Genomic DNA, 18,140 nt, shown 5'->3' on the forward strand with positions numbered 1-18,140 from the left:
TCAGAAAGACAAAGAAACGCCACTTTTGAGCAAAGACGCGATTAAACTCAAACTCCCGCTTGAAGCACGCCGTAAACCAGTCCGATGAGTAGAGGAAAAAAAGAAAGCCAGCTTCCCCTCACGGAAGCTGGCTTTCGGCTGTTGACAAACGCCCGCTTTCTGACTTTGTCTACACTCTGTTTTTTATTTCGTAATCTTCACAAAAAACACTTTCAAGTAATTTCCTTCTGGAAAAGAGGCGACCGTGCGGAAATCATCGGGGAGCGAATAGTGCTCGAGTATGTCATACCCGACCCCTTTTTCCTTGCACGCCGTTTTAATAAACTGCTTGAACGTTTTGATACTTACCGCGCTGCTGTTTGTCGAGGCGACAATAACACCGCCGTTTTTTGTTAAATCAATGGTTTCTTTTAACAGCTTCGTATAATCTTTTGCCGCACTGAACGTCCGCTTTTTTGTTTTCGCGAAACTCGGCGGATCGACTACGACAAGATCAAATGTCCGTTCCTTACGAGCGGCATATTTAAAATATTGAAATACGTCATCGACAATAATCTCATGAAGAGACGGATCGATTCCGTTCGCTTCAAACTGCTGGATTGTTTTTGGCTTACTTCGGTTGGCCACATCTACACTTGTCGTCTTTACTGCACCGCCAAGCGCTGAACAAACGGAAAAAGCACCTGTGTATGAAAACATATTGAGCATCTCCGCGCCGTGTGAATACCGTTCGCGAATTGCCTTTCGCACCTCCCGCTGATCAAGAAAAATACCCGTCATAGCCCCGTCGTTTAAATCCACCGCAAAATTTACGCCGTTTTCTTTTACAATGATCGGAAAGTGTCCTCGCTCTCCTTCGACAAAATCATCATCTTCAATATACTGACCTTTTTGATCAAACCGCTTTTTCTCATAGATGCCTTTATAGTTCAGCTTTTCGCGCATGGCCTGCAAAATATCTTTTCGAAATGAATAGATGCCTTCACTGTACCAATGAATCACGTAAAAATCAGCGTAATAATCGATGATCAACCCGCCAATGCCGTCTCCTTCACCGTTAAATATCCGGAACGCTGTCGTATCCGGATCATCCATTAATTCTTTGCGTTTCTGAACAGCTGCTCCGATTTTTTTCGCAAAAAAATCAGCATCGATGTATTCTTCTGGCTCCTGCGTAATAACCCAGCCGACACCTTTATTTTGCACACCATAGTAGCCCGTCCCGATGTAATTCTTTTTATCGTCTAAAAGACGGAGAATGACCCCTTCTTCTTTTAGCGCTTTCGGGTTTTGGACTGCATCCCTATCAATCAGTGGATAACCGGCACGAAGTTTTTCTGCCGCTTTTTTATTCACTTTTATGTTTATCAGTGTTTTCATTCTGGCCCCCAGAAGCTTTTTTCTTTATCTTATCAAAAATAGCAGCTGGACGATACGTTTTCTCTATATGGTACAATGAGAAAAAAAGGATGTTGAAGGGATTTTTACATAATGATGAAAATGATAGCGGGTTCATTGCAATGGGCAGCTTTTATAATCGCTTCCTCCATTGCCGCGCCGGTTGCCATCGCGGCGCTTTTTCATTTGGATGGAGCAGACACCGCTGATTTTATTCAGCGCACCATGCTTGTATTGGGCATTGCCGGTATTTTACAAAGTTTAGTTGGGCATAAGCTGCCGATCAACGAAGGACCCGCAGGCCTTTGGTGGGGCGTTTTTACGATATACGCGGGTTTTGCCGGCATTTTATATACAGACGCGAATGCCACTCTTCAAGTGCTGCAAAGCGGGATGCTGTATGCAGGCGTACTATTTGTCCTTTTTGCCGCCATGGGGCTGATGGATCGGATGAAAGGCTTGTTTACACCAACAATTACTTTTATTTATTTATTGCTCCTTGTTTTACAGCTGAGTGGAACATTTGTGAAAGGAATGATGGGGCTGCCAAATGAATCTGGGCGAGTAGAAGGAACGGTTATTTTCGGCAGCCTGCTGACACTCGGCTTTACGTTTTGGATCAGCGGCCACAGAAATCCTCTTTTGCGCCGTTATTCAGTCTTAATCTCTATCTGTGCCGGCTGGCTTATTTTTATTTTACTCGGCAAAGGGCAGTTTCCAGCAGTTTCGGGAAATGATTTCATTTCCCTGCCCAATCTATTTGCTTTTGGACCGCCCGTTTTGAACGGCGGCATGATGATTACATCGTTTTTTATTACGCTGCTCCTTATTGCCAATATGATGGCTTCTATTCGTGTGATGGAAGGAACACTTCGACGGGAATTTAAAGAAGACGTGCCAAATCGAATCCGGCAGGCTGGCTTTTTTGCAGGGATTAACCAGTTTATTGCGGGTGCCTTTTCCGCTGTCGGCCCTGTACCCATATCTGGCGCGGCCGGTTTTGTTTCCGCTACGAAAATGCGCTCTATCTGGCCTTTTGTCGCTGGATGCCTGCTGATCGTCATTGTTACCTTTTTCCCGGCTGCCATGCTTGTGCTTTCTTCGCTGCCGGCGCCTGTTGCTTGTGCGGTTACGTTTGTTATTTTTACCGGAATGGTGCGGATGGCTTTTCATGAATTGAGCAGTACCAGTGATTTGGAACGTTCATTAAAAGTAGTGGCGATCGGGCTGATGAGCGGTGTTGGCTTTATGTTTCTTCCGCCTGACAGCTTATCGGAGCTGCCGGCTGCGATTGCCGCAACGTTATCAAATGGTCTTGTTACCGGTACCGTAATCGCGCTTTTGTATGAACAATGGCTGCTTCGGCGCACAACCTAATCAAATCATCCAAGTGAATGAACACAAAAAAAGCAGTCCCTGCCGACTAAGTCAGGACCGCTTTTTCACTATACAGCACTACATAGTTACATCTATTGTTTTTCCTTCATAAAATTGTTCAAAATGATCAATCTCCAGCAAAAGAACATTTGATCTGAATAACTATATAAGTTAACCTTATCATTGTGCCTTCTGCCACCGAGATGATCGATCCACGCCTGCAAAAATAAGGTGTTATTTGGAAGAACTGATTCTAGAACAAATCGGTGATCATCCTTGCATCTACACGAAACGCACTAGCTCAAACAGCCACTATTTTCTAAAGCAAGAATCTTTGTTCAGCTTATAGAGGTTTACATTTTCCACTGGTAAAGAGGCCTGTTAATGAATTTGTATTAATTATTAAGGGTATTGCTATTCTGTTTTTGATGATTTGAATTCAAATTGAACAGTGCCCTCTTTTTTATCTTTCCAAACCAAGTAGGCGTCAAACGGACGCTTGCCTTTAAACCCTTTAATTAAATTCGTTTTCCCTTTATCAAGCAATTTTTTTACATTTGTTGCACTGATTGATTTGCCAAGCATCTTTTTGCCAAGCGTAAAATCACATTTTGAAGACTGGTAGGCGGAACAGCCATAAAACTTGCGCTTATCGACCACTGGACTGCCGCATTTCGGACATGAACCAAGTGGCTGATTTTCACTGGCTGCCATTGATTTCGCAGGCGCGTTAAATGCCCATGATGATGAATGCTGCACAGCATCCTGGACAATTTTTTCAGCAAGCCGCTTGGATTGTTCAATGAATACATTCGCTGGCGCCTCGCCTTTGCCGATTTCTTTCAAACGCTGCTCCCATCTACCGGTCAGCTCTGGTGAAGCGAGCAGTGTATTTTCGACAGCGTCAATCAAAATAAATGCTTTGGCTGTTGGCATGACCCGGTGCTGCTCGATCTTCATATAATCCAGCTGCTTCAGCCGTTCAAGGATGTTGGAGCGTGTGCTTTCTTCTCCAAGCCCGGAAACGGATTTTAGTACTTTACCAAGCTCTTTATCTTCCATTCCATGCCCGACATTTTTCATTGCAGTAATGAGTTCACCTTCTGTATACCGCTTAGGCGGAACTGTTTTTCCTTCTATTACTTTCACGTCATCGGCAATGCCCCTTTGCCCTTCCTTCACATCAGGCAACAGTACATCTTCTTTTTCGTTTTCAAATAAAACAGGACGCCAGCCCGGCTGGAGCAGCCGCTTACCATTCGTCAAAAAGACGTGCGAGCCAATATTCGTTTGAATACTTGAGTGCGCAAATACAGCCGGGCCATAATGAGCGGCAATGAGTGATCTTGCAATCATATCGTAAATCTTTTGCTCATCGCCGCTTAATGAATGAAGCGAAGGCACTTTCTCTGTTGGAATGATTGCATAGTGGTCGCTTACTTTTTTGGCATCCACATACCGCTTATCTACCATCACTGAACGAGTTATTTCGGACGCCCATTTTTCATAAGGCGCAAGATGGGACAGCTTCTTTAAAATATCCGGAAAAGCCGCTGCTTCTTCCGGATTCACATGATTGCTGTCGGTCCTCGGATACGTTACATACGACTTTTCATAAAGAGCCTGTGTAACCTCAAGCGTCTTTTTAGGTGAAAAATTAAATCGCTTATTCGCAAGAGCCTGCAATGTGGATAAGCTGTGGAGAACAGGCGGCGGCACCTGTTTATTTTCTGTTTTCACTTTAACGACAGCTGCTTCTTTCCCAACACATTCATCACGAATCGCTTCGGCATCTTCTTTTTGATCAAAACGCGTTTCTTTATCTTTTGTATATTTGCCCTCATAAACAGCTCCATCCATATTAAACATTGCCGTTACTTCGTAAAATGGCTTAGATACAAAATCAAGAATTTCACGTTCCCTCTTTACAACGAGAGCGAGCGTAGGAGTCTGAACTCGGCCAACTGCATATACATCACGCCCTGCTCCTTTCATTTTCGATTGAATAAGCAGCGTATAGGCGCGGCTTGCATTCATTCCGATCAGCCAATCAGCATAGCTTCGGGCCATGGCTTCATGATAAAGCGGCATCGTTTCTTCAATAGGACGCAAATTCAAAAATGCCTGCTCCACTGCTTTTGGCGTCAAGCTGCTGACCCATAACCGGCGCATTGGCTTGTTAATGCCGGACATGCGGACGACAAGCTGCACGATCAATTCCCCTTCACGTGCCGGGTCACCGGCCGCAATAATTTCTGTTACAGCCGGATTTTTAATGATCTCTTTAACCGCTTTAAAACGGCTTGTTTTTGACGGAATCACTTTATATTTAAACGTTTCCGGAATCATCGGCAGCGTTTCCAGCTGCCATCGTTTTAACTTTGGGTCCATTTCATGCGGCGGCACAATCTCAAACAAATGGCCGCTGCACCACGCAACCATTGCCCCTTCCTGAAATGTTTCACAAGGCGCGATTTCAATATACGTCCCCTTTTTCACATGGCGAAACGGGGCAGCCAGCGCCTGCGCCTGTGACGCTTTTTCAGCAATAATCGCCTGCATCAATTTCCCTCCGATCAATAAAACAAACGTTCGATACACTCATTATAAAGGGGCTTCTCTTATTTAGCAAACGTGAAAAAAACGAAGCATCAATCTGCTTCGCTTACTTCTTTCTCTTTAATTTTCTTTCAGCTTCCCCAATCGCCTGGCGAATAACGTGTTCAGGTTCGCTAATCATATCGCCATGCCCGACAGCAAGCAATGTTGGTTCAAGGGATTGAATCCGTTTGGCACTTTCAATGGCTGTCGCTTTATCCCATGTCGCGAGCGCCGGAAAGGGGAAAAACGGTTTTATTGTTCCGCTGACAGCCGGACCGCCTCTCGTTTGAAACGCATCTCCAGCAATAAGATAACCGTTCCGATGGTCCAAAAATGACATCGACCCGGGCGTATGGCCGGGTGTAAAGATTGCTTCCAATGAACCGATCTGGTCACCTTCTTTTAACCGTACATCCGGACGGGCAGTCATTCTTTTCGGCACACCCCCTTTAATCGGCTTTTGTGGTTCTTTGGGGTCGATGGAGAGGTCTCCTTCGAGCAGTCTTGTGTCACGAGCAGATAAGAAAACGGGTACATCAGGCAGAATGGTTTTTAACGCATCAACAGCTCCAATGTGGTCTTCATGAGCATGTGTTAACAAGATATGCTCAATCGGCTTCTCCAGCTTGTTCACCATGCTCATAATCGCTTTCACACTGAATGGCAGAGCCGCATCTACTAACGTGAGAGACTTTTCCTCTTCAACAATGTAGCAATTTACCGGGAAAAAGGAAGGCATAAACGAAAGCTGATACAACGATCCAGTTTTTTGAATACGAACCATTTAGATCCTCCTTAAATTTTTAAAAAAAGCCTCCAAATATAAAATGGAGGCTTTTTTCTTATTTATAAAGTTTGTTGATATCGTATCCTTTTGCTTTATAGTAATCAAGGATTCCGTTATAGATAGCGATTGACATTTTCGAAAGCGCTGCTTCATTCGTCATTTTTGCCGCGTCACTTGAGTTTGAGATAAAGCCAAGTTCAGCAAGCGCTGCCGGCATATTGTTTTCACGCAGGACAGAAAAATTTCCTTTTTTAATACCACGGTCTTTTAAATTCCAGGCTTCAAGCATCCGCGCCTGAATTTTAGATGAAAGCAGTTTGCTGTCCGATACGTGCGGATTTCCTGCCGCATAATAAAACGTTTCAGTTCCACTCGTGCTGCTCGAGTTAACTGAATTGACATGGATGCTGACAAAAACATTGCCTTTATTGTTTTTTGCAAAAGTAGAGCGGTCAGTCAGTTTAATAAAAGTATCTGTTGATCTCGTCATTTTCACTTTAAACGGTGTCTGTTCTAACAGCTTATTCACTTTCAAGCCAACGTTCAGTACAACATCTTTTTCTCTTAAACTGCCATTTACAGCACCAGGGTCTGTCCCGCCATGTCCCGGATCGATAATAATTGTTTGACTTTGAAGACGGGAGTCTGTACCTGTTGACGGCGGTGTTGTCGGCTGCGTTACTGTTCCTGAACCAGAAGAACCTGTTAAATAGTACATACTAATAAATCCAGTCGTATTTCCCGCCTTTACAAACATCCAGCCGCCAACTAAAAATGCTCCTGTTACAGACGTTCCCGCCGCAATCTTTCCAACGGACGGATAAGACGTAGACGGTCCTGTGCGTATATTCAAACCATTCGTAGTAGATTTCATATTTGAAGAAAATGTAATATTTTGTTTTAAACGAAATGCCGGATTAATGGCGCGAGCTAAAAAAACAGCAAAGTCGGCGCGTGTGATTGTCTGTGCAGAACCAAATGAGCCATTACCCATTCCACTGGCAATGCCAAGATTCATAAGCGCTGTTTCCGCATTTCCCGTATGACCAAACGCTTTGGCAATGATAACAGCCATTTCTCCGCGTGTAACGAGTTTTCCAGGAGAAAATTTCCCATTGGAAGCACCAGACATAATCCCTTTGGCAGCAATCGACTCGATATATCCAGACGCAAAACTTCCCGGATCAACGTCATTAAACCGTGTCTGGCGTTTTGTACCATTTAACTGAATCGCCCGCCCGACAAAAGCCGCGGCTTCCGCTCTTGTAATTGTTTGATCCGGATTAAACACAGTCGGTGAAGAACCTTGGACAACCCCGCCCTGAACAAGATAATTCACTTCATTTAAAGCACGTGACGGAACATCGGTAAACCCTGCAGCCTGCGCAGGAGCCTGAATACTAAAAAGGGAAAAAATCATGCAAAATGCCAAGACAAACGTCATCCACTTTTTCACATTGTTGCCTCCATTCAAAAAATATGTCGCTTTTAACCATTACATCGGTTTCATTGGTATCATTTTAACGTTTTTTTCGAGTCATTTGTATTTCATTTATGTTACAGACCTTTTATTCGACGTTTAAATGAGGCGGCATAGAAATCGCGGCGAGCATGCAAAACAGGATCATCCGTACATTCAATCCCGGCTGGAACAACGGTCGGATCAAATACAATCTGATCATCGGGATGCTCTATTTTCCCGTTTATGTCAAGGTGACCGATGGCGAATGTTGTCCGTTCTTTTGGCCAGGAGGCTGTCGAATCATCGACAAGATCTCCTTCTTCTCCAAGGGTAACGTATAAAGTAAAACCGATCGGCAGCTGCTCGTCCAGCTCTTTTTCTAAGTAGTCCATCGCATGAACGGCCGATTCTTTTTTCGCTTCTAAACTAAACGTTTCATCCGGTACCCATTTGTATTTGACCGCCTGCCGCTTCCCTTGTTCATTTACAAAGTAAAAAGCATGAATGGGATAATAGCAGCTTGTTGAGTAGCTGAGAAATGGTTTCATGTGCTTTATAATGCGAAACGCCGCTTTGCTTTCCGGGTATTTCATAAACATTTTAACCAAATCCCGTGGACCCGGTTTTTGGGCTGTGAGCCGGATGATTTCTACAAAAGCTTCCGGGGTTTTTGTTAAAAAGACCGGTACGGTTACGCTGACTAAATATGTCACCTGTCCATTTGGCAATTGAAATTGAACAGACATGCCTTTCACGGGTGACAACCCGTCCATCATTTTTGGACTTGGAGAGCTGTCTGAAAAACGGACAATGGCCTTCACAGGCTCTTGCTGCAAATGAGCCGCTGTTGTGTACGGAATTGCTTGTCCATTTGGTGTAAAAACAGCTTCATAATAGCTTCCTTTTGCATGCGCACGTCGATAGCCCGGGTGTGTCCCTGCTATTTTCTCAATGGACTGAATCGCTGTTTCGGCTAAATCCGAATAATTCTTTTCCACATGGTCCCCTCCTTCTCGTATTCATCCATACCCAAAAAAACCTTCATTGATCCAAATTCGATCAACAAAGGCTTTCAATTTTCTACACTCTTTCATTTATATTAACTTTTCAAAAAAACGAGCAGCTCTTGATTGAATTTTTCCCGTTCATCATAAAATGAACCGTGTCCACTGTTTTGAAACGGAACGATTCGTGAATTCGCAATGCCTTTATTCATTTCACCTGCAAATTCATATGGACATACTTTATCATTTTTTCCGTGGAAAATAACAGTCGGCACGAGCACTTTATCTAAATCCCCTCGTAAGTCTTCGTCCCGAAGCGCAACCGCTGACTTAATCGTTGAATGTCCGCCCGCCTGAAGGCCAAGTGACATAAACCACTGATTAAATGGATTACTCGGCTTGCTGCTGTAAAACATACCGCCGAAGTTTTCGAGCATGGCCGGACGATCTTTACACGCAGAATCAATGATATCATTTACTTCCTGTTTCGTTAAACCGTACGGATAATCATTGCGCTGTGTGAAAACAGGTGCTGCGGCGCCTGCTAATACTAATTTGGCAATACCATGACCGTTATGGCGCGCCATATAGCGGATCGCAATCGCGCCCCCCATCGAAAAACCGACAAGAACCGCATCTTTGACACCGAGTTCATCAATGATCGCTTTCACGTCATCCGCCATCGTATCGTAGTCATACCCGTCCCATGGCTTATCTGATTGGCCATAGCCGCGCATATCTACACCGATGTAACGGATTCCTTCTGCCGGCAGTGTGTTCAGCTGATATTCAAACATATTATTATTCACAGGCCAGCCGTGCAGGAAAATCACGGGTGTTCCTGCTCCCACATCATTTACAAAAAGGTTTACGCCTTTCGCTGTTTCAATAAACATGAATAAGACACTCCTTTTATTTAAGTGACAGACTTTTACATCTGTTCCCGTGTGTGGTACATCACAAACATTTCTTTTTCCTGTATACTGTTAAAGACTTTAAACAAAAAAGAAGGTGATTTTGCATGATTCGTACGGCCGCGATTACAATCGATCAAACGGTTTTACATAATATCCCTCTTAAGGAACTGCGCGGGGAAAACATTCTCTGGTATTGGGTGGATCTTGATCAGCCTACCGATGAAGAAACGATAATCCTGCAGGACTTTTTTGCATTTCACCCGCTTGCGATTGAAGACTGCCTGCAGTTTATTCAACGGCCAAAGCTTGATTATTACGACAATCACAGCTTCATGATCATTCAGTCCATTAACCGGAAAACACTTGATCCGGAAGAGATCGATATTTTTTGGTGCGCCAATTTTATCGTGACATTTCACCACAAAAAATCCATTGAAGTCGATACGGTCTGGGACCGGCTGCTTGATGCGAAAAAAATAAAAAGCTTAAATCCGGTTCAGATTTTATATCATCTTCTCGATAAAGTCGTCGATTATTTTTTCCCGAGTGTGTATCAAATCGAAGACAGCTTAATTCAGCTTGAAGCGGAAGATGCGGACCAGCTCAAAACAGATGACTTATTTGATATCCGAAAAGAATTGCTGAAGCTGCGCCGGATTGTTTTTCCGATGCGGGAGCTTTTGTATCGCGTTCTTAACTCAGAGCGTATTCAGCTAACAAAAAAAAGCAAAGTGTATTTTAAAGATATTTATGATCATTTGCTTATGCTGACTGAAATCGTTGAATCCAACCGGGAGCTGACGAAAGATATGCGGGACAGCTACTTATCCGTCAATTCAAACCGGATGAACAGCATCATGATGACACTGACCGTTATCACGACGATTTTTATGCCACTCACGTTCATCGCCGGTGTTTACGGAATGAACTTCGATCATATGCCTGAGCTGCACTGGCGGTATGGCTACTTTATTGTCCTTGGCGTTATGGCGGGCATCTCTGTCACGATGTTTGTTTTTTTCTGGCGCAAGGGCTGGTTTCGGCAGGATCATTGATAGCCGGATTTTTACAGCGGTACCTTCACGCCAATTTCATACAAACGCTATTTATCTTTTTAAAAAAAGCATCTGGTTTACAACCGGTGCTTTTTCCATTTTTCAAACCCTTTTTTCAAAACTTGCCGGTTACATATTCCATCAAGCAGGTAAAACAACAGAGCCTGTCTCTTGAAAATTTCTTTCGCTTTTTGTTTTTATAACCAAATAACCCGAAAAAATTTTGATTTTCCCACAAATATTTTTTGGAAAATGAGGGTTAAAATGAGCACGATCAGAAAAAAGAAAGTGTTAACAAATCAATATTCTTCTGGCATCAGCCATTTTGATGTTCATTTAAGAGCCATTCTGTGCGTGGAATAAAGTGAAGGTTACTGCTTTTTTCCTTGCAAATCAAAACTGCTCAACGCTAAAATGAGTAGGTGTGTTAATTTCTTGAAGCAGCACAAAATACTTATTTCCATTTTTAGCTCTATTTTAAGGAAAGGAAGAACATCATGACACAACAACTAGACTCAAAGAAACTAACACCTAAACAAAACGGGCAAACGGAATTGCACCGTGGATTGGAAGAAAGACATATTACGCTGATGTCACTCGGGGCAGCCATCGGAGTCGGGCTATTTTTAGGCTCAGCTACCGCCATTCAGTTGGCCGGTCCCGGCATTTTACTCGCGTACGCATTCAGCGGTATGATTATGTTCTTTATTATGAGGGCACTTGGCGAAATGGCCATTCAAAAACCGGTTGCTGGTTCATTCAGCAAATATGCCCGTGATTACCTGGGGCCTCTTGCTGGTTACATAACAGGCTGGAATTATTGGTTTTTATGGGTTGTTACATGTATGGCAGAAATCACAGCAGTCGGCGTTTATATGGGCCTCTGGTTCCCTGATGTTCCCGCCTGGATTTGGGCATTAAGTGCACTTATCATTATGACAACGGTTAACTTTCTAGCTGTAAAAGCATACGGAGAATTAGAATTTTGGTTTGCACTTATTAAAATTGTAGCCATTCTTTTTATGATCTTAATCGGTGTCTTGATGATTGTATTTGGCATCGAAAATGGCGGCGTCGCAACCGGCATCAGCAATTTGTGGGACCACGGCGGCTTTTTCCCGAACGGCATCGAAGGAATCCTTTTGTCGCTGCAAATGGTTATGTTTGCTTATCTTGGCATTGAAATGATTGGGGTTACAGCCGGTGAGGTGAAAAATCCGGAGAAATCTTTATCGAGAGCGATTGACTCTGTTTTTTGGCGAATTTTGATCTTTTATGTGGGTGCTTTATTTGTCATTATGTCCATTTATCCGTGGACTGAAATTGGCACACAAGGAAGTCCTTTTGTGATGACATTCGAAAAAATCGGTATTCCTGCAGCGGCCGGCATCATCAATTTTGTCGTGCTGACGGCCGCTCTTTCTTCTTGCAATAGCGGAATTTTCAGTACAGGACGGATGCTTTTTAATCTCGCGGAGCATGAAGAAGCGCCCGCTTCTTACAAAACGCTCACAGGAAATGGTGTGCCGGGTAAAGCGGTTTTAGCTTCTGCGTCTGTTTTGTTGATTGGGGTTCTTTTGAATTATCTGGTGCCTGCCAAAGTTTTCACGTGGGTAACAAGTATTGCAACATTCGGCGCTATCTGGACATGGGCTATCATCTTGCTTTCTCAAATCCGTTACCGGAAAAGCCTGCAGCCCCACGAGCAAAAAAAGTTAAAGTATAAAATTCCGTTTTTCCCATATACATCTTATTTGTCGCTCGCTTTCCTTGCAGGAGTAATTATTGTGATGGGATTTAGTCCGGATACTAGAATAGCGCTGTTTATCGGTCCGCTCTGGCTCATCTCTTTAACAGCGGTTTACTATGCAAAAGGGTTCCATCGAAAAAACGGTCAGTAATCCTTAATCCTTCATTCAAAGCACAAGGATAATAAAATAATGGCCGGCTTTCTTTTTGAAGCCGGTCATTTCTTTTCAAAAATCTCCTGTTTACAGGCTATTTTATTGAGAAAATCCTTTACCTTATCTTCTTGTGAAATAAAGGAATGTTTAGCCATACTTTTTCTGATGCGCTTTTTTCAGCTTTAAATAATCCTCATCTTCGCGTACCTTTTTCCATTTCACTTCGAAAATAGCCGCGGATTTTGCTTTTTCATCATCAATATTTCTTTCGTTTACATTTCCTTCTTTATCGTACTTCCGCCCGCCTTTGTAATTCGTGTAGCGGCGTGCGCGCGTATACCCCATCTGCAAAAACTTCCGGGTCATATCCATGCCAACAAAATCATCGTTTTTTTTATATTTAAGAAACAGATCATAAATTTTCTCAGACGATTCTTTTGCAATGTCCGGCGTTTTAAAGCGCCAATGCGGCAGAATTTCACTTTTATACGGTTCTACCATCAGTACCCCCTGCTCCCCCCGGCCGACACGGTATTTTTCCGGTTCTTTCCGAAAATCAATGTTGTCGAAATCAAGTGAATAATCAAATGCCATAGCAGCTCTCTCCTTTCCTCTTTTTTTTACCCGTCTGTTAAAAGGTCAAACGGTATGAAAAATATGTTTAAAACTGTTTCATTCGTCAATATTAGTAAGAAAAGAATATAAAGGAGAGTCTCCATGAAAAAACCTTATTATACTGCGGCTTCTTTTTTATTAACAGGAATGCTGGCTGCCGGATGCGGAACAGACGAAAGTGAACAGCCTGTGTTGGATACAGAAACAGACACGATCGAGGAAACAGCACGTGATTTACCAAGTAAAATTCAAAATGTCCAAAATACGCTCATAAAATTACAAACGCACATTGATTCTTCCGAAAGCAGTGAAGACATTCAAGAAACCGGCAAAAGCTTGGAAGAACATTGGGATTTAGCCGAAGCGGAAATTGAAGAACAATATCCGGAAGATTATGCTGCGATTGAAGGAAGCCTGTACCCGCTGATCGATGAAACAAAAAAAGACAGTCCGGACACGGAAAAAATGAAACCGTGGGTGGAAGATTCAAATGAAAAGTTGACGGCTCTTTTAGAAAAAGCATCAGAACCGAAAAAAGAAGAAAATGAATTGGAGTTAGACCTTGACAAAGGAACGCGTTAAAGCGTTAATGACTGCGGAAAGGAGCTTTATGGATTGCCTTTAGAATTTAAAGAAACAAGTCAACGCCCTTTTCCGCTTCCCGCTTCTCCATGGGTACTGAAACAGCGCTGGGATTACATGCTTTTTCTTCATTGGCCAGTCTCTGAAAAGATTTTGGCGTCCCATATCCCGACCGCTTTTTCACTCGATTTGTTTCAGGGCAGAGCCTGGATCAGTATTGTTCCTTTTTTAGCCCGGAATACCCGGCTGCATGGTTTGCCGCCCTTTCCTTTTTACCATTCGTATTTGGAATTAAATATACGGACCTACGTCACGTACAATGGCATCCCTGGTATTTATTTTTTCAGTCTTGGTGCGGATAAGTGGCCGATTGTGATTGGAGCAGGAGCGGCTTCCTTTCTCCCTTATCACCATGTACAGATGAAGATGTCCGTACAAAATAATACCGTTTATTTTCAGTCTGAGTGCCTGGGGTCTAGAAAAATGCCGGAATGGTTTCGAGCGTCTTATTCTCCTTCTTCCCCAATTTTCCTGCCGGAAGAAGGGACCTTGGACTGGTGGCTCCTGGAACGCTACTGCTTTTGGGTGCAAAAAGGCAGCCAGGTTTTCCGCGGAGATATACACCATAACCGCTGGCGTGTGACAGAAGCCGCATGTGTTATTTATGATCAAACAGCACCGTCCTTTTTACCGCATCATGTTTTGAGCGATAAACCGTTGGCTCATTTTTCCCATCAAAAAAACGTGTTTACCTGGCCCTTAAAAAAAGAGCGGTAAACACGTTTTTTCTTATTCTGCTTCTGCCCCAAAAACAATCTTATTTTGCTTTCGGGCCTCTTCTGTGATCTGAAGAACAATTTCACTAACATTCCGGTAATCCTGGTACATTTTCCGATCATTTGACTCAATAGCTAAAGCAACGGCTTCCGCTTCATACATCATGTCGTTTTCTTCTTCCGTAATAGCCAGCTGTTCTTTTTCACCGGAAAGACGGCTGCTAAACTCAATGCTTGAAATTGGCGCGACGTGATCAATGACGATTGTTCCGTTTTCTCCGCTGATTTCACCCGGCAAATAAGAATCCGTGATTTTTGAAAACATTGTTGTGCATGTATGCGTGCCGTAATCGAGAATAACCGAGCCGCTGCCATCCACACCCGTTGGCAGCATCGTCACATGTGCGGATATCTTTTCTGGTTTTCCGAATAATGAGACGGCCAGACTGATCGGATACACACCTAAATCAACGAGAGCACCGCCTGAAAACTTAGGTGAGAAAATATTCGGCTCTTCTCCTGCTAAAACGTTGTCGTAACGAGATGAATATTTCATGTATTGTAAAAATGAATGGCGGACCGGGCCGACTTTCTCGATGGCGCCTTTTAATCGGTCGTGGTTCGGCGTATATAAATTCCGGAACGCTTCGAATAAAAATACATTGTTTTCATCTGCTGTTTTAAAGGCTTCCGCCAGTTCTACAGACGTTGAAAACATTGGTTTTTCGCAAATAATATGCTTTTTATGCTTCATCAAAAAAAGTGCCTGCTCAAAGTGAAGCGAATTGGGCGAAGCGATGTAGACAACGTCGATGGATGCATCATCAGCCAGGTCCTTAAGATCAGTAAAGATTCGCGGCGCCCCCAGTTTTTCCGCTTTGTCTGCCGTACGTGAATACGCCCCGGCAAACGTCAGCGCATTTGTTTTGCCAATCGCATCAACAAATCGCTCCGTAATGGTACTCGTCCCAATTGTTGCAATGTTCATATGATTCGTCCTCTCTTTTCACAAAAGTCAGTTCATTCAAGAACTTCAATACAAATAAACCTGATAATATGTTTTGTCATTCATCATTCTATCGTACCTGTCAGTATAATGAACAGCACAAAAAACAAAAAAGCCGTTCTGAATAAGCAGAACGGCTTTATATTTATTTTACTGCTTTTTCTGTACTGTGGCCGCCAAATTCATTTCGCAGAGCAGCAACCACTTTTCCGGTAAATGTGTCTGTTTCCATCGAACGATAGCGCATCAGCAGCGACATCGCGATGACAGGTGTGGCTGTTTGTAAATCCATCGCGGTTTCAACCGTCCACTTGCCTTCACCGGAAGAATGCATCACGCCTTTAATTTCTTCTAACTTCGCATCCTTTGAAAAAGCACTCTCTGTTAACTCCATTAGCCATGACCGAATGACCGAGCCGTTATTCCAAACCCTGGCTACTTGTTCATAGTCAAAATCAAAATCACTTTTTTCCAAAACGTCAAAACCTTCACCGATTGCTGCCATCATCCCATATTCGATTCCATTGTGAATCATTTTCAAGAAATGGCCGCTGCCTGATTTCCCTGCATAGTAGTATCCTTTTTCCACCGCCGTATCCCGAAAAAGTGGTTCAACCGTTTTCCAGGCTTCTGGATCTCCTCCGACCATATAACAAGCTCCATTTCTGGCTCCGGCCATACCGCCCGATGTCCCGACATCCATAAAATGGACACCGGCTTCTTTCAACTGTTCAGAACGCCGTATGGATTCTTTATAATGTGAATTCCCAGCTTCAATGATGATATCCCCTTCATGCAGCAAAGGCTTAATATCACTTAAGACAGAGTCAACAACCGCATGTGGCACCATGATCCAAAGAACCCTTGGCTGCGGCAATGATTGGACAAGTGCAGCTAAACTGGATGCTCCCTCTGCTCCATATTTTTTCATTTCTTCAACCGCTTGTTCATTCAAGTCGAACGCGGCCACTTCGTATTGATGATCGATTAAATTTTTTCCGATATTCAAGCCCATTTTTCCTAAACCAACTAATCCAACTTTCATGTCCTTCGTCTCCTGTCTACTTGTTTTGCTCATATACGTGATCCCACCAGCTAAATCCATCTTCTTTTAATAATTGCTGAGAGGCATCCGGTCCCATCGATCCTGCCGGGTACACATGAAGAGGAACCTTGTCTTCTTCGAATACATCTAAAATGGGCTGAACCCATTCCCATGACAATTCAACTTCTTTCCAATGCGCAAAAAATGTCGGGTTGCCGCGTAAAGCATCTGACAATAAAAGTTCATATGCTTCCGGCACGTCTTTTGAATTGGCTGAAAAATCGATGACAACAGGCTCAATTTGATTATTAAATGGATTTTTCATATTTAATTGAAATGAGACGCCCTCGAATGGACTAATGTCTATCGTTAACAAGTTAGGGGCGGCATCCACTTTTCCCGAATGTTTAAATTCAATCACGATTCGTGTCGATTTATCCTTCATTCTTTTTCCTGTACGGATATAAAACGGAACACCCGCCCAAAAATCATTATCCACCCATAAACGGGCCGCGATAAATGTATCGTTTCTTGAAGACGCCTCTATCCCGGGCTCTTCAAGGTAACCACCTGCAGGAGCACCTAAAATTTCCCCAGGTCCATATTGGCCTCGGATCACATTTGCCTCAACATCTTCTTTTTGCAGCGGACGAAGATATTCCATTACCTTTCTTTTTTCCGCTCTGACCTTTTCCGCATCGCTATCTTCAGGCAAATGCATGGCTGTCATCATGATCAGCTGTAGCAAATGATTTTGAACCATATCCCGTATAGCACCAGCTCGATCATAATAACCGGCTCTTTCTTCAACACCAACCGTTTCGCTGGCCGTAATCTGTACATTGGTTATATGGTCCCTATTCCACAAAGCCTCAAGAGCTGGATTAGCAGATACCAGTGCTTCAAGATTTTGAACCATTGGCTTCCCGAGATAATGATCAATTCTGTAAATTTCCTTTTCTTCAAATGATTCACTGAGTTTTGCGTTTAAGGTCCGCGCAGATGCCAGGTCATGCCCGAACGGTTTTTCGATAATGAGCCGCTTCCATCCATTTACCGAACCAAGTCCGCTGCTCTTAATATTTGCTGTAATGGTATCTACAAGATCAGGTGCAACCGATAAGTAAAACAGCCGGTTTTCAGGGATGCTTAACTCGTTCTCCTGTTTTTGGATATCATTCAGCAGCGTAGTATATGCCTGCTGGTCTGTTATATCCACAGCACTGTAATGAAATGCATGAAGAAATTGATTCATTTTTGGGTTGTCTTCCATAATACGTCTGGAAAAAGATCGAATCGATTCCTCCACATGTGTTTGAAATTTCTGATCTGACCACTCTCTTCTCCCAAGACCAATAATTGAAAAAGAATCAGGCATCTTTCCATCCAGAAATAAATTATATAATGCAGGGAAAATTTTTCTTTTCGCCAAATCCCCTGTTGCCCCAAACAAAACAAATGTCATCGGACTCACTTTCAATGTTACTGGATCAGTAAAAGCAGTGTTCTCACGATTATGATGATTGGAAATCGTCATGTTATTCATTACATCTTCCTCCTGCTGTTTTTAACGACTTTATAATAAGGCCCTCGTTAGTATTGGCTTTCTTG

At 43.2% G+C, this 18,140-nt stretch carries 15 protein-coding genes; 5 read left to right on the forward strand and 10 right to left on the reverse strand.

Features of this window, described 5'->3' with window-relative positions:
- Nucleotides 1–183 precede the first annotated feature (183 nt).
- Nucleotides 184–1,380, reverse strand: coding sequence for a class I SAM-dependent rRNA methyltransferase (locus tag BA724_RS01630; protein WP_069936967.1), 1,197 nt, complete (start codon nucleotides 1,378–1,380; stop codon nucleotides 184–186).
- Nucleotides 1,381–1,491: 111 nt separating this feature from the next.
- On the opposite strand from BA724_RS01630, the gene BA724_RS01635 reads away from it, so the two are divergent.
- Nucleotides 1,492–2,775: a purine/pyrimidine permease gene (locus tag BA724_RS01635; protein ID WP_083255999.1), complete on the forward strand. Its 1,284-nt coding sequence runs from the start codon at nucleotides 1,492–1,494 to the stop codon at nucleotides 2,773–2,775.
- A 414-nt stretch (nucleotides 2,776–3,189) separates the two neighbouring features.
- Here the strand turns inward: BA724_RS01635 and BA724_RS01640 are convergent, their stop codons facing one another.
- From BA724_RS01640 to BA724_RS01660, 5 genes are all read right to left on the reverse strand, one after another.
- Nucleotides 3,190–5,337 carry a type IA DNA topoisomerase gene (locus tag BA724_RS01640; RefSeq protein ID WP_069936968.1) on the reverse strand — a complete coding sequence of 716 codons (2,148 nt, stop codon included), beginning with the start codon at nucleotides 5,335–5,337 and terminating at the stop codon, nucleotides 3,190–3,192.
- 103 nt (nucleotides 5,338–5,440) lie between these two features.
- Complete coding sequence (locus BA724_RS01645) at nucleotides 5,441–6,160, reverse strand: MBL fold metallo-hydrolase (RefSeq protein WP_069936969.1); 720 nt, start codon at nucleotides 6,158–6,160, stop codon at nucleotides 5,441–5,443.
- A 58-nt stretch (nucleotides 6,161–6,218) separates the two neighbouring features.
- Nucleotides 6,219–7,619, reverse strand: coding sequence for an N-acetylmuramoyl-L-alanine amidase (locus BA724_RS01650; RefSeq protein WP_245676114.1), 1,401 nt, complete (start codon nucleotides 7,617–7,619; stop codon nucleotides 6,219–6,221).
- Nucleotides 7,620–7,720: 101 nt separating this feature from the next.
- On the reverse strand, nucleotides 7,721–8,623 hold the full coding sequence (locus tag BA724_RS01655) for a catalase family peroxidase (protein ID WP_069936970.1): 903 nt from the start codon (nucleotides 8,621–8,623) through the stop codon (nucleotides 7,721–7,723).
- 101 nt (nucleotides 8,624–8,724) lie between these two features.
- Nucleotides 8,725–9,525, reverse strand: coding sequence for an alpha/beta fold hydrolase (locus BA724_RS01660; RefSeq protein WP_069936971.1), 801 nt, complete (start codon nucleotides 9,523–9,525; stop codon nucleotides 8,725–8,727).
- A gap of 125 nt (nucleotides 9,526–9,650) precedes the next feature.
- Here BA724_RS01660 and corA point away from each other — a divergent pair, with 125 nt between their 5' ends.
- Nucleotides 9,651–10,601 carry a magnesium/cobalt transporter CorA gene (gene corA / locus BA724_RS01665; RefSeq protein ID WP_069936972.1) on the forward strand — a complete coding sequence of 317 codons (951 nt, stop codon included), beginning with the start codon at nucleotides 9,651–9,653 and terminating at the stop codon, nucleotides 10,599–10,601.
- Nucleotides 10,602–11,098: 497 nt separating this feature from the next.
- Nucleotides 11,099–12,502, forward strand: coding sequence for an alanine permease AlaP (gene alaP, locus BA724_RS01675; protein WP_069936974.1), 1,404 nt, complete (start codon nucleotides 11,099–11,101; stop codon nucleotides 12,500–12,502).
- Nucleotides 12,503–12,652: 150 nt separating this feature from the next.
- Here the strand turns inward: alaP and BA724_RS01680 are convergent, their stop codons facing one another.
- Complete coding sequence (locus BA724_RS01680; protein WP_069936975.1) at nucleotides 12,653–13,099, reverse strand: DUF4385 domain-containing protein; 447 nt, start codon at nucleotides 13,097–13,099, stop codon at nucleotides 12,653–12,655.
- A gap of 123 nt (nucleotides 13,100–13,222) precedes the next feature.
- Here BA724_RS01680 and BA724_RS01685 point away from each other — a divergent pair, with 123 nt between their 5' ends.
- Both BA724_RS01685 and BA724_RS01690 read left to right on the forward strand, forming a co-directional pair.
- The gene (locus tag BA724_RS01685; RefSeq protein ID WP_069936976.1) at nucleotides 13,223–13,702 is read left to right on the forward strand and encodes a hypothetical protein; all 480 of its coding nucleotides are present in this window, start codon (nucleotides 13,223–13,225) and stop codon (nucleotides 13,700–13,702) included.
- A gap of 33 nt (nucleotides 13,703–13,735) precedes the next feature.
- Nucleotides 13,736–14,479 carry a YqjF family protein gene (locus tag BA724_RS01690; RefSeq protein WP_069936977.1) on the forward strand — a complete coding sequence of 248 codons (744 nt, stop codon included), beginning with the start codon at nucleotides 13,736–13,738 and terminating at the stop codon, nucleotides 14,477–14,479.
- Between the two features lie 12 nt (nucleotides 14,480–14,491).
- On the opposite strand, the gene BA724_RS01695 is transcribed toward BA724_RS01690, so the two are convergent.
- From BA724_RS01695 to zwf, 3 genes are all read right to left on the reverse strand, one after another.
- Entirely contained in the window at nucleotides 14,492–15,466 is a 975-nt protein-coding gene (locus BA724_RS01695) for a Gfo/Idh/MocA family protein (RefSeq protein ID WP_069936978.1), read from the reverse strand.
- Nucleotides 15,467–15,629: 163 nt separating this feature from the next.
- Nucleotides 15,630–16,529, reverse strand: a complete 900-nt coding sequence (gene gnd, locus BA724_RS01700) for a phosphogluconate dehydrogenase (NAD(+)-dependent, decarboxylating) (RefSeq protein WP_069936979.1) — start codon at nucleotides 16,527–16,529, stop codon at nucleotides 15,630–15,632.
- Between the two features lie 16 nt (nucleotides 16,530–16,545).
- Nucleotides 16,546–18,003 carry a glucose-6-phosphate dehydrogenase gene (gene zwf, locus BA724_RS01705; protein ID WP_141719845.1) on the reverse strand — a complete coding sequence of 486 codons (1,458 nt, stop codon included), beginning with the start codon at nucleotides 18,001–18,003 and terminating at the stop codon, nucleotides 16,546–16,548.
- Between the last annotated feature and the right edge of the window lie 137 nt (nucleotides 18,004–18,140).

The organism is Domibacillus iocasae, from assembly GCF_001750285.1.
Lineage (GTDB): Bacteria > Bacillota > Bacilli > Bacillales > Domibacillaceae > Domibacillus > Domibacillus iocasae.